This is a genomic window from Collinsella sp. CLA-JM-H32, assembly GCF_040098165.1.
GTDB lineage: Bacteria > Actinomycetota > Coriobacteriia > Coriobacteriales > Coriobacteriaceae > Collinsella.
This window is the reverse complement of record NZ_JBBNMZ010000011.1, coordinates 25,525-47,981: the sequence shown is the minus strand read 5'-3', so window position 1 is coordinate 47,981 and position 22,457 is coordinate 25,525. Positions and strand designations below refer to the sequence as shown.

19 protein-coding genes are annotated in these 22,457 nt (G+C 60.7%); 9 read left to right on the top strand and 10 right to left on the bottom strand.

Going from position 1 to position 22,457, the window contains the following annotated elements; genetic code table 11:
* Position 1: 1 nt before the first annotated feature.
* The 6 genes from AAA021_RS07785 to AAA021_RS07760 all read right to left on the bottom strand — a co-directional run bounded on the left by AAA021_RS07785 (position 2) and on the right by AAA021_RS07760 (position 6,496).
* The gene (locus AAA021_RS07785) at positions 2-1,429 is read right to left on the bottom strand and encodes a M20/M25/M40 family metallo-hydrolase (RefSeq protein WP_349088757.1); all 1,428 of its coding nucleotides are present in this window, start codon (positions 1,427-1,429) and stop codon (positions 2-4) included.
* Positions 1,430-1,486: 57 nt separating this feature from the next.
* Entirely contained in the window at positions 1,487-2,269 is a 783-nt protein-coding gene (locus AAA021_RS07780; RefSeq protein ID WP_349088755.1) for an amino acid ABC transporter ATP-binding protein, read from the bottom strand.
* A 22-nt stretch (positions 2,270-2,291) separates the two neighbouring features.
* Positions 2,292-3,440 carry an amino acid ABC transporter permease gene (locus AAA021_RS07775; RefSeq protein WP_349088754.1) on the bottom strand — a complete coding sequence of 383 codons (1,149 nt, stop codon included), beginning with the start codon at positions 3,438-3,440 and terminating at the stop codon, positions 2,292-2,294.
* 9 nt (positions 3,441-3,449) lie between these two features.
* On the bottom strand, positions 3,450-4,376 hold the full coding sequence (locus AAA021_RS07770) for a transporter substrate-binding domain-containing protein (RefSeq protein WP_349088752.1): 927 nt from the start codon (positions 4,374-4,376) through the stop codon (positions 3,450-3,452).
* Between the two features lie 277 nt (positions 4,377-4,653).
* Complete coding sequence (locus AAA021_RS07765; protein WP_349088750.1) at positions 4,654-5,547, bottom strand: aldose 1-epimerase family protein; 894 nt, start codon at positions 5,545-5,547, stop codon at positions 4,654-4,656.
* A gap of 79 nt (positions 5,548-5,626) precedes the next feature.
* On the bottom strand, positions 5,627-6,496 hold the full coding sequence (locus AAA021_RS07760; RefSeq protein ID WP_349088748.1) for a hypothetical protein: 870 nt from the start codon (positions 6,494-6,496) through the stop codon (positions 5,627-5,629).
* A gap of 251 nt (positions 6,497-6,747) precedes the next feature.
* On the opposite strand from AAA021_RS07760, the gene AAA021_RS07755 reads away from it, so the two are divergent.
* Positions 6,748-7,998 (top strand): MFS transporter, encoded by a 1,251-nt coding sequence (locus AAA021_RS07755; RefSeq protein ID WP_253279170.1) that lies wholly within the window; start codon positions 6,748-6,750, stop codon positions 7,996-7,998.
* Between the two features lie 45 nt (positions 7,999-8,043).
* Positions 8,044-8,490: a low molecular weight protein-tyrosine-phosphatase gene (locus AAA021_RS07750; RefSeq protein ID WP_349088746.1), complete on the top strand. Its 447-nt coding sequence runs from the start codon at positions 8,044-8,046 to the stop codon at positions 8,488-8,490.
* Positions 8,491-8,585: 95 nt separating this feature from the next.
* Here AAA021_RS07750 and AAA021_RS07745 read toward each other — a convergent pair whose 3' ends face one another.
* The 3 genes from AAA021_RS07745 to AAA021_RS07735 all read right to left on the bottom strand — a co-directional run bounded on the left by AAA021_RS07745 (position 8,586) and on the right by AAA021_RS07735 (position 11,277).
* A complete protein-coding gene (locus tag AAA021_RS07745) occupies positions 8,586-9,947 on the bottom strand; it encodes an ATP-binding protein (protein WP_349088744.1) in 1,362 nt (453 codons plus the stop codon).
* A gap of 183 nt (positions 9,948-10,130) precedes the next feature.
* The gene (locus AAA021_RS07740) at positions 10,131-10,460 is read right to left on the bottom strand and encodes a TIGR04076 family protein (RefSeq protein ID WP_349088742.1); all 330 of its coding nucleotides are present in this window, start codon (positions 10,458-10,460) and stop codon (positions 10,131-10,133) included.
* Complete coding sequence (locus tag AAA021_RS07735; protein WP_117843253.1) at positions 10,453-11,277, bottom strand: PfkB family carbohydrate kinase; 825 nt, start codon at positions 11,275-11,277, stop codon at positions 10,453-10,455. Before AAA021_RS07735 ends, AAA021_RS07740 begins: the two co-directional genes overlap by 8 nt.
* A 562-nt stretch (positions 11,278-11,839) precedes the next feature.
* On the opposite strand from AAA021_RS07735, the gene AAA021_RS07730 reads away from it, so the two are divergent.
* The 4 genes from AAA021_RS07730 (at position 11,840) to AAA021_RS07715 (ending at position 17,689) form a co-directional block, all read left to right on the top strand.
* On the top strand, positions 11,840-12,346 hold the full coding sequence (locus AAA021_RS07730) for a MarR family winged helix-turn-helix transcriptional regulator (protein ID WP_117770394.1): 507 nt from the start codon (positions 11,840-11,842) through the stop codon (positions 12,344-12,346).
* Positions 12,339-14,153 carry an ABC transporter ATP-binding protein gene (locus AAA021_RS07725; protein WP_349088739.1) on the top strand — a complete coding sequence of 605 codons (1,815 nt, stop codon included), beginning with the start codon at positions 12,339-12,341 and terminating at the stop codon, positions 14,151-14,153. Before AAA021_RS07730 ends, AAA021_RS07725 begins: the two co-directional genes overlap by 8 nt.
* A complete protein-coding gene (locus tag AAA021_RS07720; protein WP_349088737.1) occupies positions 14,146-16,065 on the top strand; it encodes an ABC transporter ATP-binding protein in 1,920 nt (639 codons plus the stop codon). Before AAA021_RS07725 ends, AAA021_RS07720 begins: the two co-directional genes overlap by 8 nt.
* A 532-nt stretch (positions 16,066-16,597) precedes the next feature.
* Positions 16,598-17,689: a GGDEF domain-containing protein gene (locus AAA021_RS07715; RefSeq protein ID WP_349088736.1), complete on the top strand. Its 1,092-nt coding sequence runs from the start codon at positions 16,598-16,600 to the stop codon at positions 17,687-17,689.
* 42 nt (positions 17,690-17,731) lie between these two features.
* Here AAA021_RS07715 and AAA021_RS07710 read toward each other — a convergent pair whose 3' ends face one another.
* A complete protein-coding gene (locus tag AAA021_RS07710; RefSeq protein ID WP_349088734.1) occupies positions 17,732-18,610 on the bottom strand; it encodes a LysR family transcriptional regulator in 879 nt (292 codons plus the stop codon).
* Positions 18,611-18,843: 233 nt separating this feature from the next.
* Between AAA021_RS07710 and AAA021_RS07705 the strand changes: the two genes are divergently transcribed.
* The 3 genes from AAA021_RS07705 to AAA021_RS07695 all read left to right on the top strand — a co-directional run bounded on the left by AAA021_RS07705 (position 18,844) and on the right by AAA021_RS07695 (position 22,157).
* Positions 18,844-19,725: an SDR family oxidoreductase gene (locus tag AAA021_RS07705; RefSeq protein ID WP_349088732.1), complete on the top strand. Its 882-nt coding sequence runs from the start codon at positions 18,844-18,846 to the stop codon at positions 19,723-19,725.
* A 65-nt stretch (positions 19,726-19,790) separates the two neighbouring features.
* Positions 19,791-21,047: an MFS transporter gene (locus AAA021_RS07700; RefSeq protein WP_349088730.1), complete on the top strand. Its 1,257-nt coding sequence runs from the start codon at positions 19,791-19,793 to the stop codon at positions 21,045-21,047.
* A 69-nt stretch (positions 21,048-21,116) separates the two neighbouring features.
* Positions 21,117-22,157: a Gfo/Idh/MocA family oxidoreductase gene (locus AAA021_RS07695; protein ID WP_006235665.1), complete on the top strand. Its 1,041-nt coding sequence runs from the start codon at positions 21,117-21,119 to the stop codon at positions 22,155-22,157.
* Positions 22,158-22,457: the final 300 nt, after the last annotated feature.

The window sequence follows — 22,457 nt, the reverse complement described above, 5'->3', positions numbered from 1 at the left end:
TCTAGAGCGTGCGGAGCAGGGCGATGAGGAAGCGGGTGCCTTGGAGGTAGGCGCGACGGGTGATGCGCTCGTTGGTGCCGTGGACGCCGCGGTCACATTCGTCATCGTCGACCACAAAGGCGGAGAAGCGGATGCACTCGCGGCAAATGCGCTGGTAGTTGGCGGCATCGGTTGCGCCAATCACGGTCGAGGGCACGATGCTGATCGGCTCTTGGCTCACCGCAGACGATCCGTTTTCCTCCGTCCCCTTGGGATCACGGAAATAGCGGGCGGCGATGGCGCGAACGGCCTCGAGCCCCGGACCGCCCACGCGCGGGGACGGCGAGGGCTCGGAGCTGCCGGGGCCCAGCTCGACCTCGACTCGGCCAGCGAGCCCAGCGGTGGCAACGGCCTCGCGGCAGCAGGCCACGACATCGGCCACGCTCGTGCCCTCGAGCATGCGGAAGTTGATATTGGCCCACATGTCCTGCGGCATTACGTTGGCACCGGTACTGCCGCCTTCGATTTGCGTGGGCGCGCAGGTGGTGGTTACAAGCGGGTACAGCTTTTTGCTGGCGAGGCAGTCGCGCACGATGGCATCCTTGCTGGCAGCAATCTCGTCTGCGGTATAAAGCCCCAGCTCGACGAGCTGCGCGGCAAGCAGGTCGGTCACACGCGCCGGCCACTCGATATCGCAAATCGCGGCAATAGCGCGGCTGAGCACTTCGAGCGACGTGCCGCCGTAAGGGTTGGAAGAATGCCCGCCTTCGCTCTTCGTCCTGAGCACGATATCGGCATAGCCCTTCTCGGCAAGATCGGCATGCATAAGCCAACCCTCACCTGCGCTGTACTCGGCAGCCGCAACGATACGATAGTCGCCCTCGTCGATCAGGTACTCAAGCTCAACGCCACGCTCCTCGAGCGCGCGACCAATGGCACCCGCGCCGTACTGCGTGGTCTCCTCATCCTGGCCAAAGGCCAGCAGCAGCGTTCGTTCGTGTTGCCAGCCGTGCGCCAGCGCATACTCAACGGCCTCCAAGATGCCCGCAACCTGGTCTTTCATATCGATGGCGCCGCGACCCCAAATATAGGTGTCGTCCACGTGCCCGCTAAAGGGATCGTGCGTCCAGTCCGTCTCGGTGCCCGGCACCACGGGAACCACGTCCATGTGGCCCATGAGCATGACCGGCTTGAGGGCGGGGTCGGTGCCGGCAAGCGTCACGAGCAGCGAATGGTCGATGAGCTCGACCTCGCCCGTCGCAAACACGCGCGGCCAGCCCTGCTGCATATAGGCGCGCAGGTCGTCAAACGCCTGCCAGTCCACCGTCTGGGCATCCATGCTCGAAATCGTCGGAAACGACAGCACGCGGCCCAGGCGCTCGCACGCGCCGACCTCATCGATATCGGCAAAATCATCCTCGTGCGCAAAGAAGCGCCAAACCTCGGCCATGCCTTCCTCCAAAAATAACGTGGCAAAGAGGCGGTCCCTTTGCCACGTTCGCTTGCATTATTTGTCGTTGAGATAACGCGAGAGGAACTCGCGGGTGCGCTGGTGTTTGGGGTTGCCGAAGAGTTCGGCCGGCGCGGCGTCCTCGAGCACCACGCCCTTGTCCATAAAGACCACGCGGTCGGACACCGTGCGGGCAAAAGCCATCTCGTGCGTGACGACGACCATGGTCATGCCGTCGGCGGCGAGCTTGCGCATGACCTCGAGCACCTCGCCCACGATCTCGGGGTCGAGCGCGGAGGTAGGCTCGTCAAACAGCATGATCTGCGGGTTCATGCACAGGGCGCGGGCGATGGCAACGCGCTGCTTTTGGCCACCGGACAGGCGACCAACCGCGGCATGGGCGAATTTTTCGAGTCCCACGCTCGCCAGGTGCTCCATCGCGACCTGCTCGGCCTGATCTTTGCTCATCTTTTTGAGCGTGACGGGCGCGAGCGTGCAGTTGTCGAGCACGTCCATATTGTTGAACAGGTTGAAGCCCTGGAACACCATGCCGATGTCCTCGCGCAGCTTGTTGATGTTGCAGCGCTCGGCCGTGAGATCCTGACCGTGGAACCAGATGTGGCCCGTGTCCGGAGTCTCGAGCAGGTTGAGGCAACGTAGCAGCGTCGACTTACCCGAGCCTGAGGCGCCGATGATGGTGACGACCTCGCCGGGGCTAACGGCCAGGTCGATACCCTTGAGTACCTCGAGCGAGCCGAAGCTCTTGTGCAGGCCCTCAACGCGGATGAGCGGCTCTTTGGTTTGCGCGGCCGCAACGCCGGTAGTAGCGGTATCTGCCATGATGATTCTCCTCGTCTTGAGCCTAGTTGGAGCTGGGCAGCGTTGCCGGGGCCTCGGCGCCGAGTTTTTTGCCAAAGGCTTCGAGCAGGCGGCTCGCCACGAGCGTCAGGATCAGGTAGACCACGAGCGCCACGCAGTAGACCTCCATCTGGCGGTAGTACACGCCGGCGACGGTGGTGGTGGCGTACATGAGGTCGAACACGCCGATGACCGAGAGCACCGACGAATCCTTGATGTTGATGATGAGCTCGTTGGTGAGCGCCGGAATCGCGTTTTTAATGCCCTGGGGGAACACGACCTTGCGCATGGCCTGCCACTGCGACAGACCCAGCGAGCGCGCCGCCTCGGCCTGGCCGGGATCGATGGACTCGATACCGCCGCGCAGGACCTCCATCATGTAGGCGGTGGAGTTGAGCGAGATGGTGACGAGACCGGCGGTGAAGGTACTCCAAATCTGGTTGGCCTGGGCGGTCTCGAAGCCCATGCCGCGCAAAACGGTGAAGCCCGCGTAATAGATGAGCAGGCCCTGGACCATCATGGGCGTGCCGCGCACGATGGTGGAGTAGACAGTCGCAAAGCCGCGGCCGATGCTCTTAAAGAAGCGCACCAGGTCGTTGTCCACGCGATCGAAGGTCTGAATACGCAGGAACACAAAGAGCAGCGCCAGGAAAAAGGCGATGACGGTACCGAAGGTCGCAAGTGCGATGGTGATCTCGATGCCGCGGATAAAGAAGTCGCCGCTCTTGTAGGTCATGTAGACCAGGCTCGACAAAAAGTCGCTGGGGTTGGAGTCCGAGACAATGCTCACCTGCACCAGGTCGATAAATGACATGACGCAGCGGTCGATAAAGAAGATCGCCGCGATGGCGACCACGACATAGCTACCCAGGCGCGCGCCGCGGCGGAAACGCTCGGAGGCGAACGGCGACTTTACGCGATAGTCGCTCCAGTGCATAAGCTTGGTGACCAGCGCCGCCGCCGACACGACAATCCAGGCCCAAAGAATCGCCCAAAGGCAATCCTGGAAGATACCGGTGGGGGCCAAGAAGCTCAGCGGCGTGGGGTTGCGCTGGCTAAACGCCAGGCCGAGCGCCGCGATAACGCTCGTGCCCAGGTATACATAACGGTGGTCGGCCTTAATAAAGGAGGCCAGGCGATTGACGGTTTTCATGCTGCCTCCCTATGCCGGCTGACGGTCGAGGCACGCGTCCCACATTTGGTCGCGCTCCTCTTGGCTAATGCCCTTGAGTGTCTTGTCGATGAGCTTAAGCAGTTTGTCCGAGCCCTTGCGGCAGCCGACGTTTGCCGCGACCTCCTGCTTAAAGCCCTCGCCTTCGGCAAAATGAATGGGAACGATGCCCGGGTTTTGAGCCATATAGCCCTTCTCGTTCTCGGTGTTGTAGGTCACGGCGTCGCAGGTGCCCTGCAGCAGGTTCGAGAACACCGTGGGGACGGAGTCGACCGGGTTTTTGTGCACAACGCCCGGGATCTCGTCGATGACGGTGTCGAGCATGGTGTCCTTTTGGCCGAGCACCGTGGCACCGCTAAAGTCGCTAAGCTTGGTGGCGTTTTGGTAGGGCGAGCCCTCTTTTACGAATAGGCCAAAGTAGCCAATGAAGTACGGGTCGGAGAAGCCGACCGACTCTTCGCGCTCGGGCGTGGCGCTCATGCCGGCGATGATGAGGTCGATTTGGCCGTTGTTGAGCGAATCGATAAGGCCCGAAAAGCTCTGCTTGACGGCAACGGGCTCGCCACCGAGGGCCTTGCAGACGATCTTGGCGATCTGCACGTCGTAGCCATCGGCATAGGCGCCCTGCACGTTGTCGATGGGGATGGTGTACTCGCTGGCTTCGGAAACCTGCCAGTTGTACGGGGCGTAGGCCGCCTCCATGCCAATGCGGATCTTATCCTTGCCGATAACGGAATCGGACAGGTCGTCGCGACCGCCACCCGTCGTGGGCTGAACTACTTCCAGCGTGGAGGGGCGCTGGCAACCGGCAAGTGTGCCGGCGACGACAGTAGCGCTCGCAGCGAGAGCGCTACCCAAAAAGATGCGACGGCTGCATACCGGCTGTGGATGCGCGTCGCGTTGATGGGGAGAATGCATAATCTGCCTTCCCTGTTGAATCGTATGCTGACGACTTAACAGGATACCGCTCAGCGCTACCTCCAGCAAATGCATATATAAATGCATATATACAAGTTTACGAACTGAAAACGATTGATAGTCGTTGGGGACGTTCTTAAACGACTAGTCAAACAAGAACGTCCCCAACGACTAGGCATGAAAAAGGCAAGGCATAAACCTTCTGGTCATGCCTTGCCTTTTGAATGACAAATTATCGCTCTGGACGGCGCGCAGCATCGACCGAGCGGCGGAACCTCTAGAGCAAGGTAACGCTAAAGCTGCGCTTGTCCGTCTCGCCGGGAGCCAAGGTGATGGTGTTGACCTTGTGCTCAAAGACGTCGTCCTCGGTGTCCGTGGTGGTATGACCGGTCCAGGGCTCGAGCGCCACAAACGGGGCGTCGTTGGCGGCAGACCACACGCCGATGTACTTAAAGCCCTCAAAGTCGATCTTGACGCCGTGGCCCGACTTGCGGCCGCGCAGCGTGAGCGTGGAGCCCGGGGTATCGGTGAACATGATGGCGTCGTTATCGAAGCTGCGGTGCGTGATGGGCAGCACGTCCGAGTTATCGGGAGCCTTGTAGCTACCCTCGAACGTCATGAGGCCATCGGGCGTGATGATGGGGGCCTCGTTGGTCCAAGCCTCGGTAAATGCCAGCTCGTAATCCTCGAACGCCTCGTCCTCGGCACCGGGAGCAGGTACGTTAAATGCGGGGTGGCCGCCCACCGAGAACGGCAGGTCCACGTCGCCGGTATTGGTGACGGCAAAGGTCTGGGTAAGTGTGGCGTCACCAGTCAGGGCATAGGTCATGTTGAGCTTAAAGTGGAACGGAAAGGCCTTGAGCGACTCGGGCGTGTCGGTGATCTCGTACGTTACCGAGGAGCCGTCCTCCGAAACCTCGACCAGCTTGTGCTCGACGATGCGCGCGAGGCCGTGGCGCGGCATCTCGCAGGTGCCAGCCGCAGACGTCGCCGTGTTGTTGCGCAGCGAGCCCACAATGGGGAACAGGATGGGCGCATGCTTGCCCCAAAAGGCGGGGTCGCCCTGCCACAGATACTCGTTGCCGTTGAGGGCAAGGCTCGTGAGCTGAGCGCCCATGGAATCGATGGCCGCGGTGAGGCTGCCGCGCTTGATGGTAGTGACGGTAGACATGCTGCTTCCTCCAAAAGTAAACAATAGTGTCGAGGGCTATTGTCCCACTCTTGGCGGCGGGGTTGAGCGACAGGCGCAGTTATTGAGCAATAGCGTAAAGGTCAAACCCGCCCTGCGGAGTGCTATCGACCGTATCGGGCGCCTGCGAGTTAAAGCTCACGGGAACCATGCGCTTTGAGGCGCGGAAGCGCGTGCCGTCGGTGGCGACGGGCGGTTCGTCGACGGTGAGCTCGTAGTCGCCGGGCTTGAGCTCGATGCCGTCACCAGCGGAATTGACGTATTGATACTCGTCAATCGTCTGCCCTTTGAGCGTGCGCCCCACGATGTGGATGAGCATTTTGCTGTCGCCGCGCGCGGTGTCCCACGTCGCGCCGTCCTTGACCTCGACCGACACATGTACCGAGCGCGTGCGGCCGAGCGATTGCTCGACAGACATCTCGACCTTGGCGGCGTCTTTTCGCTGCTGCTCGACATGGCTCCAGACGTTTCCAATTACCGAGCATGCGATAACGCCGGCCATGAAGGCGATAAGGATGGGGCCAAGCGGAGAGCGACGTCCTGCATCTTCCTCGCGAGACAGATTGGGGCGACGTGTGGGCGCGGGCGCCTGGGCGCCCTGCGAGGGCACGTCGAGAATGCTGAAGGATGCCGTGCTGTCGGGGTCGATCGTGTGACGCAGCTGCGGGGTCTTTGCCGGCGAGATCGACATGTCGGCTGGCTCGCCGAGCGTGGCCGTAGCGTCGGCCTTGGCCTCGTCTGCCTCGGCCTGGGCCCAAGCTTGTTCGAAGGTCAGGGGCTCGACAGGGTCGAGGGCGGCGTCCGAGTCGGCGGCGACGTCGTTGCCGGTCTCGTCCTCGTCGCTCGACACGTCACGCGACGCGGGCTCGTCCCACCCCTCGTCCGGAGCCTCGCCCTCGCTATACCACCATTCAAAGTTATCGATATCCATACGGGGCGCCCCTTAGGCCTCGCAAATAAACACTTGCTAGCCTTATACCCCCAGACAGCACCGAAGCTCACCCGCGCCGGACACGAAAACCGTCACAACATTCGACGCTTTTCCTCGATTTCGAGATTTTCATCGAATGTTGTGACGGTTTAGGCGGCAGCCACGCCGCGAATGTGACAAAGAGACTGTCCCTTTGTCACATTCTGTTAGAGTTGCAGGGATTGAATCCCGCTTATTCACGCGACATTGGAGTGACAACCTTGACCGCCGCAACCACGCCAAAAAGTAAGTCAACCGCCGCCGCGCTCTCCCCCGCGCGCACCAAGCTCTGCCTGGCGCTGCTCGTGTTGTTAGGCTTTTCGCTCGGCTGTTCGGAGTTCGTGGTCATCGGCATCGAAAGTGACTTGGCGACGGAACTCGGCGTATCGCTTGCCACCGCAGGCCAACTTATTAGCGTGTTCGCACTGATCTACGCTATCGCGACGCCGGTGCTCGCGCTCAGCACGGGGCGCTTCCGTCGTTACCAACTGCTCGTGTGCTATAGCATCGTCTTTGTGCTCGGCAATCTGGTCATGGCGCTGGCACCCAACTTTCAAGTGCTGTTCGCCTCGCGCATCATCTTGGGCTCCGTCTCGGGCGCACTGCTCGCCGTGGGCGTGACGTATATCCCCGAGCTGCTGTCCCCGCAGCAGACCTCACTCGCCATCTCGGTGGTGTACGGCGCGTTTTCCGTGGCAATGGTCTTTGTCACTTCGATCGGCAAGTTTGTGGCCGACACGCTCGACTGGCACGTGGCCATGTACGGCACGCTGACCTTTGCCGTTCTGATCTGCGGAGCGCTCGTGATGTTTATGCCGCGCGCTGGGCAAACCGACGAGCCCGCCACCTTTCGCGAGCAGGCGGGTCTGCTACGCGAGCCGAGCATCGTCACCGGCATGCTCATCTTTTTGTTTGGCGTGGGGTCGGTCTACGTTTTCTATGGCTACGTGACGCCTTATCTTGAGCAGGTGCTGGGCATGGGCACGGTCGAAGCCAGTACCACGCTCATGGCCTACGGCGTGTTCTGCCTGATCTCGAACATCCTGGGCGGATGGATCGATGCGCGCTTTGGCATGAAGGCGCTGCTTGTGACGTTCGTGCTGCAGGCTGCGGCGTTACTCGGGCTGTTTGCTGTGGGCGGCACCATGCCGCTCGCGCTGGCCTTTGTCTTTAGCTTGGCGCTGCTCATGTACTTGTTCTCGGTGTCGTGCATCACGCACTTCATGGACGTGGCACGCAGCCGCCATCCCAAGTCGATGGTACTCGCAAGTTCGGTTGAGCCCATGGCGTTTAACGTCGGCATCTCGTTTGGCACCGCAGTGGGCGGCGCCGTGGTAAGCAGCATTGGCATTGCGCACGTAGGCGCAGTGGGTGCCGCGTTCTCGCTTGTGGCCTGGGTGCTTACGCTGGTGACGATTAAATTGGCTCACTGGGAGCGCAGGCGGGCAAGGGCGCAGGCGTAGATGCGATACTCGAGCTCGATGATGGCGATCGAAAGGAAACCGCATATGCAACGTGTACTGTTTATCTGCCATGGGAACATCTGTCGCTCGACGATGGCTGAGTCCGTGTTTACCGAGCTGGTGCGGCGCGCCGGGCGCGCGGGCGAGTTTGTCATTGACTCCGCTGCGACCTCGACCGAGGAGATCGGCAACCCGCCACACCACGGCACCATTGCCAAGCTACGCGAAGTCGGGATTCCCGTCGTCGCACATCGTGCACGTCAGGTGCGTCGCGCGGAGTATGGCGACTGGGACCATATTGTCTATATGGATGCTGAGAACGCGCGTGGCCTGCGTCGCATCTTTGGCGACGACCCTGACGGCAAGATTACGCGCTTGCTCGATTGGACTGATCGCCCCGGCGACGTGGCCGATCCCTGGTACACCGGCAATTTCGATGCCACCTACCGCGACGTGATCGCCGGCTGCACCGCCATGCTCGAGCAGCTGTAGGTTCGTGGGCGCACGAACCACGCTCTAAACGGGAGAAAATCCACGCTCATGAATGTGACAAAGGGACTGCCCCTTTGCCACATCCGGGACTGGCCCTAGACCGGATTGATCTCCAGCTTTATCCCCTCGGCGCAGGAGTCGCCCAAAACATCCGAAAGAGCCCAGGTCGCATATAGCGGCAAATAGAGAACTGCTCCGTTGCGCTCAACGTTGCCTCTCGAGAAAACAATCCCGAGCCTTACACCATATTCAGCCGTATCAAGCACATGACCGAGCGCAGCGTGCGCGTGGTAATAGGAGCCCGATTTAACCTCGATCGGAACAGCCGTCCCATCCGGTCCATCGACCACAAAGTCCACTTCACCGCGCTTTTTTGTCTGATAGTAGTAAAGCTGGCGATTTTGGGCAGCCAGCTGCTGGGCCACCACGTTTTCGTAAATGCCGCCCAGATTGGGCTCCTTGCTATCAAGATACGCCGCTTGGGCGACTCCAACGGGGTAGCGCGCCATCAACATGCCCGTATCCGATTGATATAGCTTGAACTGCGATGGCCGTGCCGTCTTGAGCAGGGGCGATTTTGGCTCGGTTACGATATCGGCTTTGAGAGCAACGCCGGCATCGACAAGCCATACAAAATCTCGCTGATACTTCTCGTAGTGAGCCTTGGGGTCAATGGAATTGAGCACGAAGCGCTTGTTTTCGCCCTCGAGCATAATAGGGAGCTGATCGTAGATGCTCTGCACCTGCAGGGCTCGCCCGCTTGCATACTTGGAGATATCCCGTCGGTACTGTTCGTTGAGCTCTGACTGCAGCTGACGAACAGAGGCAAGGTCGCCCCGCGTGTCAAGGAAACGCTGCACGACCTCTGGCATTCCGCCGACAACGGTATAGGTCCTGAAGTTTGCCATCATCGCGTCATGAATGTAACCAGGAATGGGCTTCTCGTTGATGCACGCGTCGCGTATCGTTTGGCGAGCCCCTTCGCTCACCCCGATTGCCCAGCAAAACTCCTCAAAATCGAGCGGGAACATCCTAAGCTCGTGAACATATCCCACGGGATAGGATCTGACGCCCTTGAACTGAGTCCCGAGCATTGACCCCGAAAACGCCCAGTGGCAGCGCCCATCCTCAACAAGGAACTTTGCCATTGTCATGATGTCAGGGGCCTCTTGGACCTCATCGATAAACACGAGCGTTTTGCCTGGTGCAATCGACTTTCCCGAAAGAAGCGTCACCCTGCTGATGAAATCATCGGCATCCCGCGCCTCGAGAAGAGCATCTTTTGCCTGGCGATTTTCCATGAGGTTAAGCTCGATGTAGGTTGCATGGTTGGCTTTGCCAAATGCGCGAATCGAATAGCTTTTGCCAATCTGGCGAGAACCCGTAATGAATAAGGCCTTTTGCTCGGCAGACTTCAGCCAACGCTCCAGCTCTACCGCTATTTTCCTGCGCAGCATAGGCTCTCCCCTCAGTGTCATCAAATGAAATGCAAAGTTTTATACGCTTGATTATCTATGAAACGCAGAATTTTTAGAACCTAAAATCGGATGAAATGCAGAGATTTAGGATTATAAGCAAAAAGAAGGGGCAGCCCCGGCGGATGTGACAAAGGGACTGTCCCTTTGTCACATTGCGCTCGACTACTCGTCGACGATCTCGGCGAGCCAGACGTTCAGCGTATCGACCTCGGGGCAGCAGAACTTTGCCGTGCCGGGCTCGTTGCCAGGCACGGTTCCGCCATAGCGCAGGATATCGATATAGGGAAATCCCACATGGCAGGCCATGGCGCACATCTTGCCGCGATCTCGGTCGAAGTCGAAGACGTCACCCGGCTTGTGCCCGTGATGGCAGCGGCATGTGCCCAACTGGTCCACGCAACTCACGCGGATACGTGGACGCTTTCCACGCGGCGCGCCGAGCGGCTTGCCCCCGCCCGCAGGCCTGGCGCCGTTCTCGCCAGCGTTACTCATGGTCGATCACATCCAGGCAGGCCTCGATGGGAAGGCCGGCCGACTTGTCCTCTTGGTCGGCATTGCGCTCGATAAGCTCCGCTACCACGCGCATGGCATCGCTCGTCGCGCGCTGAAGGCTCCAACCGGCCATAACGCGGCCGACGAGCACCGCCGAGAACGTGTCGCCCGTGCCCGGGAAATAAACCGGAATGAGCTCAAAGGGAATCGTAAAGTACTCCCCCGCCACATGGTCGTAACCGATAACCGCGTTCGTGCCATTGACCACGGCGCTCGTAATGACCACCGACTTGGCACCCAGCTCGCGCACGGCGTCCACAAGGGCGCGGGCCTCGTCGGGCGTGATTTGCTCGGCGATAGGCGTATCGGTGAGCAGGCATGCCTCGGTATAGTTGGGCACCGCGTAGTCTGCGCACTCCAGCAGATGCCGCATAAGGCCAATCGTGGACTCGGGCACGCCCGCATAGAGCTTGCCGTTGTCGCCCATGATGGGGTCGACGAACACCTTGGTGCCCTTTTGCGCACGGCGGTGGCAAAAGTCCGAGATGATGCGCGTCTCTTCCTCGGTCACGATAAAGCCGGTCGAGATGGCGTCGAACTCAAAGCCGAGCTCCTCCCAGATAGCGAGGCTCTGGCGCACGTACTCGGTGGTGTCGTGGATGTAGAACTTGGGATAGTTGAGCGTATCGGACACCAGCGCCGTCGGCAGGTTATGGATACGGTAGCCCATGTGCGACAGCACCGGCAGCATGGCAGAAAGCGCGACCTTGCCGTAGCCGCACATATCGTTGATCAGCAGCAGCTGAGTGTTCTTCATGAGGGTCTCCCTTGGTTCGGGCACGGCGCAGCAGCGCCACAGTGCGACTAAGTGTAGCGCAGGGAGCACGGCAGGCGGGCGCTGGTGCCGTGGAGGTCGAATTGTTGCGGAAAGGTTACGGGAAGGAAGTTAGTCGTTGGGGACGTTCTTAAATGACTAGTCAAACAAGAACGTCCCCAACGACTACCGAAGCGGACCGTGGCGGAATCACAGGTTGAGGACGGACAGCGAAAACGCTCCTAGGCGAGCAAGGTGGCGTGAAAGAGGAGGGCATAGGCCTTGTGGCCATGCCCGACGATTGAACGCCAGATTGCCGCTTAGGAGCGTTTGCAGCGTCGGCCGGTTACGGCGTTTGGTAAAACGCCGTAACTATAAGGTCATGCCGCCGAAGTTGAAAGGCAGATTGCCGCTCTGGCGGGTTTGCAGCGTCGAGCCGTTACGCGGTTTGGTAAAACCGCGTAACCACTAGTTTGGTACCTTGACATTCATTTCTCATGCTCCTAGATTGGTTAGGCACAAAACAATTCCACTACCTAACTAAAGAAAGGAGCAACACTAATTCATGTGCGATGAACCTCTTAACCTTTGTTCGCACGAGCCCGGCGGCGACCCGTCACAGCCGGCGGATGCACCCGAAGCGGTTAGCTCAGAAGACAAGCTTGCCAAGCGCATCCTCAATGGCCTGGGCTTTTGCGGCCATTACATGCATTTTCATGGCGGAGGCGTGTCCGGCAAGGCGCCCATCATCTGCCTGCTGGCCAAGCAACCCGGCGGCGAGATGTCGCAGCAGGAACTCGGCATGCACTTTGACCTCAAGCCGGGGTCGCTTTCCGAGATCCTGTCCAAACTCGAGCTCAACGGCCTCATCGAGCGCAGCCGTAACCCCAAGGATCGACGGCAGCTCACCATTCGCCTGACCGAAACCGGCCGGGAAAACGCCCGCATCGACCAGGCAGCCCGCATTCGCTTTAGAGAGCAGGCCTTTGGTGCCCTCACCCACGACGAGCGCGAGCAGCTCGCCGAAATGCTCGAGAAAATCCGTGTAACCTGGGAGGAACTGGATGATTAAAACCCTCATGGGCAGCATCCGCGACTATATAAAAGTCACCGTTGCCACGCCGTTGCTCGTGCTTGGCGAGGTGCTCTGCGAGATGCTGATTCCATTTATCACCGCCAACCTGATCGACGCCATCAAAGATGGCACCACCGTAGCCGAGATGCTTCCCACCGCGGGCTTTTTGGTGCTCATCGCGCTGACGTCGCTTGCTTTTGGCGCCGCTGCCGGCGTCACCTGCAGCCATGCGAGTTGCGGCTTCGCTAAGAACCTGCGTCACGACCTGTTCTACAAGATCCAGACGTTCAGCTTTGCCAACATCGATGAGTTCTCGAGCTCCTCGCTCGTCACGCGCCTGACCACCGATATCAACAACGTGCAGCAGGCCTTTATGATGATCATCCGTATCGCCGTGCGCGCGCCGCTGGTATTGATCTTCGCCTTTACCATGGCATTTATCATGGGCGGCAGCGTCGCCATGGTCTACCTGGTCATCATTCCGCTGCTGGGCTTTGGGCTGTTCTTTATCATCTTTAAGGTGCGTCCCATCTTCTCGCGCGTGTTCCACAAGTACGACGCCCTTAACGAGTCCGTCGAGGAAAACGTCACCGGCATGCGCGTGGTCAAGAGCTACGTGCGCGAAGACTTTGAGAAGGAGAAGTTCGCGACCGCCGCACGCGACGTCCAGATGGACTTCACCCGCGCCGAGAAGCTGCTGGCCTTTAACAACCCCATGATGAACATCTGCGTCAACGGCGCGTTCGTCGTCATCATCTACCTGGGCTCCAAGCTCATCATCACGAGCCAGGGCACCCTGTTCGACGTGGGCCAGCTCTCCTCGATCTTTACCTATGGCTTCCAGATCCTCATGAGCCTGATGCAGCTGTCGATGATCTTTGTCATGGTGACCATGGCCGACGAATCGGCGCACCGCATCACCGAGGTGCTAGCCGCCGAGCCCACGATCGCCGATCCCGCCGAGCCCGTGCTCGAGGTTGCCGACGGTTCCATCGACTTTGACCACGTGAGCTTTAAGTATTCCGCGCATGCGAAGCGCCAGGCGCTCGACGATATCGACCTGCACATTAAGAGCGGCGAGACCATCGGCATCATCGGCGGCACCGGCTCGGCCAAGTCCACGCTCGTAAACCTCATCGCCCGCCTGTACGACGCCACCGAGGGCACCGTGCGCGTGGGCGGCATGGACGTGCGCGACTACGACTTGGACGCCTTGCGCCACCAAGTGGCCATGGTGCTACAGAAAAACGTGCTGTTTAGCGGCACCATCGCCGAGAATCTGCGCTGGGGCGACCCGAACGCCACCGACGAGGAGGTCCGCGAGGCGGCACATCTGGCCTGCGCCGACGAGTTTGTCGACGGCTTCCCCAAGGGCTATGACACCTGGATCGAACAGGGCGGCTCCAATGTCTCGGGCGGTCAGAAGCAGCGCCTGTGCATTGCGCGCGCCCTGCTGCGTCGCCCCAAGATCTTGATCCTGGACGACTCCACCAGCGCCGTCGACACCAAGACCGACGCCAAGATTCGCGCAGGGCTGGCAAGCTATCTGCCCAACACGACCAAGCTCATCATCGCCCAGCGCATTAGCTCCGTGCAGGACGCAGACCGCATCATCGTCATGGAGGGCGGCCGTATCGCGCAGATCGGCAACCATGATGAGCTGCTTAAGACAAGCGAGATCTACCGCGAGACCTTTACCTCGCAGAACAAGATGTCTGCCGAGGGCGAGGAGGCCGTCGAAGCCGACACCGAGGCATCCGCAACACAAGCTCAGACCCAGGAAGGAGGCGAGGCACATGAGTAAGGCAACGACCGCCGAGCGCGCGCTCAACCGCAAGGGTGGCACCATGTCGCGCCTCATCAAGACGCTCTTTGGCTTCTACCCCGTGCTTTTGCCCCTCGTCGTCGTCGGCGTGGTGCTCTGCGCCATCATCAACTCCATCGGCGCGACCTTCCTTCAGAGCGCCCTGCAGATTATTAGCGAATCGTGGCAGTCGGGCGATTGGGAAGCCGCGCAGCCCAAGATCGCACAGCTCGTGACCACCCTCGCCTGCATCTACGGCATCGGCATCCTGTCCTCGCTCTTCTGGAACCGCGCCATGGCCATCGTCACGCAGGGCTCGCTGGAGAAGCTGCGCGAGAAGATGTTCAACCGCATGCAGGACCTGCCGATCCGCTACTTCGACACGCACCAGCGCGGCGACATCATGAGCCACTACACCAATGACATCGACACGCTGCGCCAGATGATCAGCCAGTCGCTGCCCAACCTGCTCATGACGGTCATCGTCATCGTCACGGTGTTCTTTATCATGCTGTACTACAGCGTGTGGATGTGCTTGGTCATTATTGCCGGCGTCGCCTTTATGACCTTTATGACCAAGCTGCTCGGCTCCAACTCCGCGCGCTTCTTTATTGCGCAGCAGACCGAGCTCGGCGTTGTCGAGGGCCATATCGAGGAAGTCATGAACGGTCAGAAGGTCGTCAAGGCATTCTGCCACGAGTCTGCCGCCGAAGCCGATTTTGACGAGCGCAACGAAAAGCTCTTCGAGGTCTCGCAGAAGGCCAACATGTACGCCAACATCCTCATGCCCATCCTTATGAACCTGGGCAACCTGCTCTACGTGCTGGTCGCACTGGCCGGCGGCATTTTCCTAGCGCTGGGCGTGCCCAACCTGAGCATCTCGGGCATGGCGCTGTCCATCGCCGTCGTGGTGCCGTTCCTCAACATGACCAAGCAGTTCTGTGGACAGATCGGCCAGATCTCGCAGCAGATCAACGCCGTGGTCATGGGCCTCGCCGGCGCCGACCGTATCTTTGAGCTCATCGACGAGGAGCCCGAAGCCGACGAAGGCTATGTGACGCTTGTCAACGCTCAGGTGAACCCCGATACCTGGCAGCTCGAGGAGGCCGACCACCACACTGGCATGTGGGCGTGGAAACATCCGCACCGCGCAACCGGCGAGATCGAGTACGTGCCGCTGCGTGGCGACCTGGTCATGGACAACGTCGACTTTGGCTACACGCCCGACCACGAGGTGCTGCACGGCGTGTCCGTGTTTGCCAAGCCGGGCCAGAAGGTCGCGTTTGTCGGCGCCACCGGTGCCGGTAAGACGACCATCACCAACCTCATCAACCGCTTCTATGACATCGCCGACGGCAAGATTCGCTACGACGGCATCAACGTCAACAAGATCCGCAAGGCAGACCTACGCCGCTCGCTGGGCGTGGTGCTGCAGGACGTAAACCTGTTCACCGGCACCGTGATGGATAACATCCGCTACGGCAATCTGGATGCCACCGACGAGGAGTGCATCGCGGCAGCAAAGCTCGCCGGCGCGGACGACTTTATCACCCGCCTGCCCGACGGCTACGACACGATGCTCACCGGCAACGGCGCCCAGCTGTCGCAGGGCCAGCGCCAGCTGATCTCGATCGCACGCGCCGCCGTCGCCGATCCGCCGGCGATGATCCTGGACGAGGCCACGTCGAGCATCGATACCCGCACCGAAGCCATCGTGCAAGCCGGCATGGACAAGCTCATGGAAGGCCGCACGACGTTTGTCATCGCGCACCGCCTGTCCACCGTGCGCAACTCCGACGCGATCATCTGTCTGGATCACGGCCGCATCATCGAGCGCGGCAACCACGACGAGCTGATTGCCAAGCGCGGGTATTACTACCAGCTCTATACCGGAGCGTTTGAGCTGGAGTAGTTCGGCTCGCCGAGATGGCCGATTTGCCGCTCATTCGTCGGGCATGACCCTAAGGTCAATGCCCTCCTCTTTCGGGGCAAATCGACTCATCTCAGCGACCCAAACACAATGCGCCGCAACGAATAAAGCCTCCGCAGCCACACGAGCTGCGGAGGCTTTTTCATGCCGGCCGGAAACCGTATCCCACTTTTCGGGCCCAAAATGGGATGCCGTTTCCCGCTGGGCCCCCTCCGGGAAACGGCATCCCATTTCAAGGGCATAAACCGGGATGTGGTTTCCCCTAACGGCACCTTTGGGAAGCCGCATCCCACTCTAGACGCACAAAACGGGATGAGCTTTCCCATGGTGATCAAAGACCAGAAGCATGTCCGATAGCGCGGCCAGGTCAAGAACAACAAGGCAAACGTCACGCCAATTTGGACGAGCGTCTGCTGCAGTTTGAGGCTGCTGGCCCATATGGTAGAGTTAACCACCCATGAATTTCAGCACACTGCGTGCTACCTGTTCTTTTGTCATTTAGGGGAGTGAACTTGTGAATACTTCTGTCGCCAAGAAGGCCGGCCAGGCGGTGCGCCTGCTCATGATGGTGCTCACGGCAGTTCTCATCTTCTTCTTCATCAATGTTATGCTGCTCGTCTCCGATATCCAGGGCACGGCGCGCGTGGTCAACTACGCCGGTCTGGTTCGCGGTACCACGCAGCGAATCGTTAAGCTCGAGGACGCGGGCCAGCCTCAAGATGACCTGCTTAAAGCCGTGGATTCATACATCAACGGTTTGCGTTACGGAAGTGGCGACCTCAACCTCGTCCGTCTCGACGACGATGAGTATCAGGCAAAAATGACCGAGCTTGCAAATTATTTTGATGAGCTTTGCACCGAGATCATCCGCGTGCGCGAAGTCGGCTATGAGAACACCGACATCATCTCCATGAGCGAGGAGTTCTTTGGCATTTGCGACGATGCTACGCGACTCGCAGAGGACTACTCTCAGGAGAAGGCGTCGGCACTCAACTATCTCGAGGGCCTGGTGATCATCGACATCATGGGCTTGGTGGCGACCTTTGCGGTCGAACTTGTTCGCGCGGTGCGAACTGCCGCGCTCAATCGCGAACTGCAGAGCAAAGTCTATCTCGACGAAGCCACGGGACTGCCCAACAAGAACAAGTGCGAGGAGGTCTTGGGGCAGGAGCAGCCTGTCTCCGCGGAGGCGCCCGTTGCGGTGTGCGTCTTCGACCTTAACAATCTGCATACGGTCAATAACAGCTTCGGCCACGAGAAGGGCGACGAATACATCCGTTCTTTTGCCCGGCAACTGGGAAGTGTGGCGTCCGAGACGTGCTTTGTGGGCCGCGACGGCGGCGATGAGTTTATCGCGGTGCTGTGGGATGCCGATCGGGCTGCCGTGGAGTCCTGTCTCGCTCGGGTTCGTGCGAACGTGAACGAGTATTCCGAGGCTCACCCCGACATGCCCATCAGCTATGCGGTGGGCTATGCGCTTTCCAGTGATTTTGACGAGCCGCCTACCATGCGCGAACTCTTTTCCCAGGCCGACAAAAACATGTACATCGACAAGAACCGCGTAAAGGCAGCCGAGGCAGCCGGGCTGCCACGCGAGGAACGCTAAACCCGTAGCAAAGGGTAGCTAATTTGGGACGGGCTCTTTTGGCTATTTGAGAAGTTGGACCATGGCGTTGACGAATTTTTGGACTTGGAGGGTGGGCTCGAGCGGGTAGTGCAGAAAGACCGGCACCTCGCGGCCGCACAGGAACGGCACGCCCACAAAGGCCGGGTGCACCCCCGACCACGCCCCGCAGGTGAGCACCGCGTCGCCCTTTTCCTCCGCCTCGTTAAAGAGCGCAAAGTCAAAGCTATCCACATCGATCACGTCCACACCGCCGTCGGCCAACAGGTCGATGCGCAGGCTATCCATGGCATCGTTGCCGTGGCGCAGTACGCGCAGGCGCATGCCCTCCAAGTCGGCGACCGTGATGCGCGTCTTGCGCGCCAGCGGGCTCGTGCGCGGCAGGTCGATATAAAACGGCACGTTGACGATGCGGAGCTTTTGGCAGGTGTCGCCCCAGCGCGGAGTCGAAAAACTCGACTGCACCACATCGACCTCGCGGCCCAAGCTGCGCATGACGGTCTCGCGCTCGTCGTAGAGGTCGCTTACCGGCACAATCTCAAATCGCAGCGACGGCTCCAGATCGTGAATGCCCGTCCACATCGACAGCGTTTGGCGCCCCGGACACATCATCGACACGCCCAGGCGCACGGCACCGCCATCGCCCGCCGCACGTCGGGCACGGCGCAGGGCGTCCTCGGACTGACGCATGATCGAGCGCGCGTCGTCCACCAGCAGAGCACCCGCCGGCGTCACCTTGACGCCCGAGTGCGAGCGCTCGAACAGCGTAATACCGAACTCCGCCTCAAAACCCGATACCTGCTTGACGAGCGCCGGCGTCGACACGCGCAGCTTTGCCGCCGCACGCGAGAAGCTTCCCAGCTCCGCGGCGGCCGATATGGCCTCAAGTCGTCGATCGTACACGTCAATCTCCCGTTTTCGCGCCCGTGACCGCATGGTGCCACAGGGGGTTGTTTTCGCAGGTCACGCGCTCAATTGAGAATAAACTGCATCGCACGGTGTAAACCTACGGTTAATGCCATTCTAACAAATATGCAATTCACCTGCGCAAATGCAAAGCATACGATAACCAGCGAAAACCACGTGGGTCGGTTAATGGGAGCGACCCACCGGGAGGCACAAGAAGGGAAGTTCCTATGAGCAATTGGCTTAAGCTCGAGGGCGATGTCTGCGCCGTAACCGGCGCACTCGGCGGTATGGGCGTCGAGATTTGCCGCGAGTTCGCCCGCAACGGCGCCAACGTCGTCCTGCTCGACCTGGACGAGGAGAAGGTCAAGGCCGCAGCCGCCGACCTCGCCGCCGAGTTTGGCATCCACGCCGAGGGCTACAAGATGAACGCTACCGATGAAACCGAGGTTCAGGCCGCCGTCGATGCCACCATCGCCGACTTCGGTCGCGTCGACGTTCTCGTCAACACCGCCGGCATCCTGCGCTTCGCAGCTATGGAAGACCTGCCGCTGAGCGACTGGGAGCAGGTGCTCAACGTCAACCTCACCGGCTACTTCATCACCTCGCAGCGCTTTGGTCGCGAGATGATCAAGGCCGGCCAGGGTCGCCTGGTGCACATCTCGACCGTCGCCAGTCACTCCCCCGAGACGTTCTCGGGCGTGTACAGCTCCACCAAAGCCGGCGTCAACATGATGTCCAAGATGCTTGCCGCTGAGTGGGGCCCGTACGGCGTGCGCTCCAACTGCGTCGAGCCCTGCTTCGTTAAGACCCCGATGTCGGCCAACTTCTACGCCGACCCCGAGGTCGAGAAGAGCCGCAGCCGCCTGATCGCCACGCGCCGCATCGGCGAGGTCGGCGATATTGCCAACGCCGTCATGTTCCTGGCGTCCAAGCGCTCGGACTTTACCACCGGCGACGCCATCAAGGTCGACGGCGGCTTCTCCAATATGATGGGCGACCTCACCGCCAAGCCCGGCGGCCGTCGCGCCTATGCCGACAACTACCTCAAGAACAAGGGTGTCGAGCTTTGGTCCGACGAGTCCGGCGTCGCCAAGCCGACTGACCAGTAAACCAACCTAACAGGGAGACCCGCGGATACGACCGCTCCTCCCCCGTATCGATTAGAAAGAGTCCAATGGCTTCCACCAACTCCAACAAGAGTCGCGCCGTCGTGCTTTCCGCCGCGTGCGTCACCATGTTCTTCATCAGCTCCATCGCGCTGTATTCCGTCGTGAGCAAGAACCTGCTCACCGTCTACCCCGAGTGGTCCAGCGCTCTTACCTGGGCCTTCCCGGTCTTTCAGACCATCATGGCTGTGACGGGCATCTTCGCCGGCCGCATCTCCGATAAGATCGGCCCGCGCAACGTCGTGATCGCCGCCGCCGTGTGCTACGGCGTGGGCTGGTTCATGTCCGGCACCGTCACCGAGCCGTGGCAGTTCTACCTGTGGTTCTCGCTCGTCGCCGCCATCGGCAACGGCCTGGGCTACAACCCGGCGCTCACCACCGGCCAAAAGTGGTTCATCGACAAGAAGGGCCTCGCCTCCGGCATCACCCTGGCCGCTTCGACCGCCGGCCCCGCCGTGCTGTCCCCAGTGCTCGCCTCGCTGCTCATCCCGAGCCTGGGCATCTTTGGCGCCCTTAAGGCGCTCGGCGTCATCTTCTTTGTGATGATCGCCGCCTCCGCCCTGTTCCTGAAGGCCCCCGAGGCCGGTTGGCTGCCCGAGGGCTTCGAGGCCCCCAAGGGCGGCGCGCATGCCGGCACCTTCGGCGACCTCACCCCGGGCGAGATGGTCAAGACCCCGCGCTTCTGGGTCCTCATCGTCACCTTCGCCTTTGCCGCCACCGCGGGCACCCTGCTCGTGGGCAAGGTTGCCTCCATCGCCGCCGTCCAGCTCTTCGCCGACCCCACGAGCGCCGCGGCCGTCGCCCTCGGCGGTGTGGTGGTCTCCGTCAACACCTGCGCCAACCTGGTTGGACGTCTGTCCTTTGGCCAGATCATCGACAAGCTCGGCGCCTATAAGTCGCTGCTCATCAGCCTTGTCGTCACCATCGTCGCGCTCGTCATCATGTCGATGAGCTTTACGCAGGCCATGTTCTTTGTTGCGCTCGCCCTGCTCGGCTTTAGCTTTGGCGCCCTGCTCGTCATCTACCCGCCGCTCACCGGTGGCGCCTTTGGCACCAGCAACATCGGTGTCAACTACGGCATCATGTTTTTGGGCTATGCCGCTTCCACCTGGATCAGCCAGCCCATCACCGCCGTGCTGTATCACGCCGAGGCCGGCAGCGCCGCCTACCAGCAGTCCTTCTACGGCGCCATTGTGATCGCCGCCATCGCCGTCGTGCTCACCGTCTACATGATGGTCTCCGACAGCAAGAAGAAGTCTGCCTAGTTTTACCGATGCGACAAAGGGACGGCCCCTTTGTCGCATTCCACCGGTCACCAGTATTAAGGAGTCGAAATGTCTGAGCTCAACCCCGTCCGCATTGCCGTTATCGGCGCCGGCGCCATGGGCCGCAACCACATCCGCTTTGTCACCGAGGAGCCCGAGGCCGAGCTCGTCGCCATCGCCGACGCCTTTGAGGGCGCCCGCGCCACGGCCGAGGCCGCCGGCGTGCCGTTTTACACCGATCCCGCTCAGATGATGGACGAGGTCAAGCCCGAGGCCGTCATTATCGCCACCCCCAACGACCTGCACCTGGGCGTTGCCCGCGAGGCCGTGAAGCGCAACATCGTGCCGCTGGTCGAAAAGCCGATCTCCAACGATCTCGAGGATGCCCAGGCCTTCGCCGCCGAGGCCGAGACCGCCGGCGTGCCCGTGCTCGTAGGTCAGCACCGTCGCCACAACCCCTTCGTCAACAAGGCCAAGGAGATCATCGAGTCCGGCGAGCTGGGCAAGCTCACCGTGTCGAGCTTCCACTACATGATCTATAAGAATGACGAGTACTTCGACGTCGAGTGGCGCCGTAAGAAGGGTGCCGGCCCGATCCTGGTCAACCTGGTTCACGACGTCGACCTGCTCCGCTACCTGCTGGGCGAGCCCGTTGCCGTCCAGGGTATGCAGTCCAGCGCCGCCCGCGGTTTTGAGACCGAGGACTCCGCCGTGGTCAACGTCCGTTTTGCCGATGGCGCGCTCGCAAGCATGACCATCTCCGACGCCACCGCCAGCCCCTGGAACTGGGAGGCAACCGCTCGCGAGGATCCGCAGTACCGCCCCTTCGACGCCGACGCCTACTTTATCGGCGGCACTAAGGGCGCCCTGTCGCTGCCCCGCCTGCACCAGTTCTCCTACGACGGCGCCTCTAACTGGCACAAGCCGCTGCAGATGGAGATCCCGGCCGTGGACCCGGCGCTGCCGCACAAGATGCAGCTCAAGCACTTTGTGAAGGTCGTCCGCCGCGAGGTCGAGCCCGTCGTGACCCCCGCCGATAACGTCAAGACGCTCACGCTGCTTAACGCTATCAAGGAGGCCGCCGAGACCGGCCAGCTCGTCGAGCTGTAATGCCTTAAGAGCGACCGCGGCAGAAACCCCCATGCCGAACCCTTCGGTCCGCCACCAACAAGCCCCTCTTCTTTGCCCCGCGAGCAGCCTCCTGCCCGCGGGGCTTTTTGGTACCTTGCCGGCGATTTTTCTGGGACGGGGGCTATTTTGCACCTCGGCTTGATCCGTTCGCCACGAAACGCGCCTATCTACTACGTTTAACCGATCGCCCTTAACCATGCCAAATTTCGCGAAATAAAAACCGCAGGTAGACGGCTTGCGTATTCTCGGAAAACCGGGGGATGGTCGACCCATACGGTT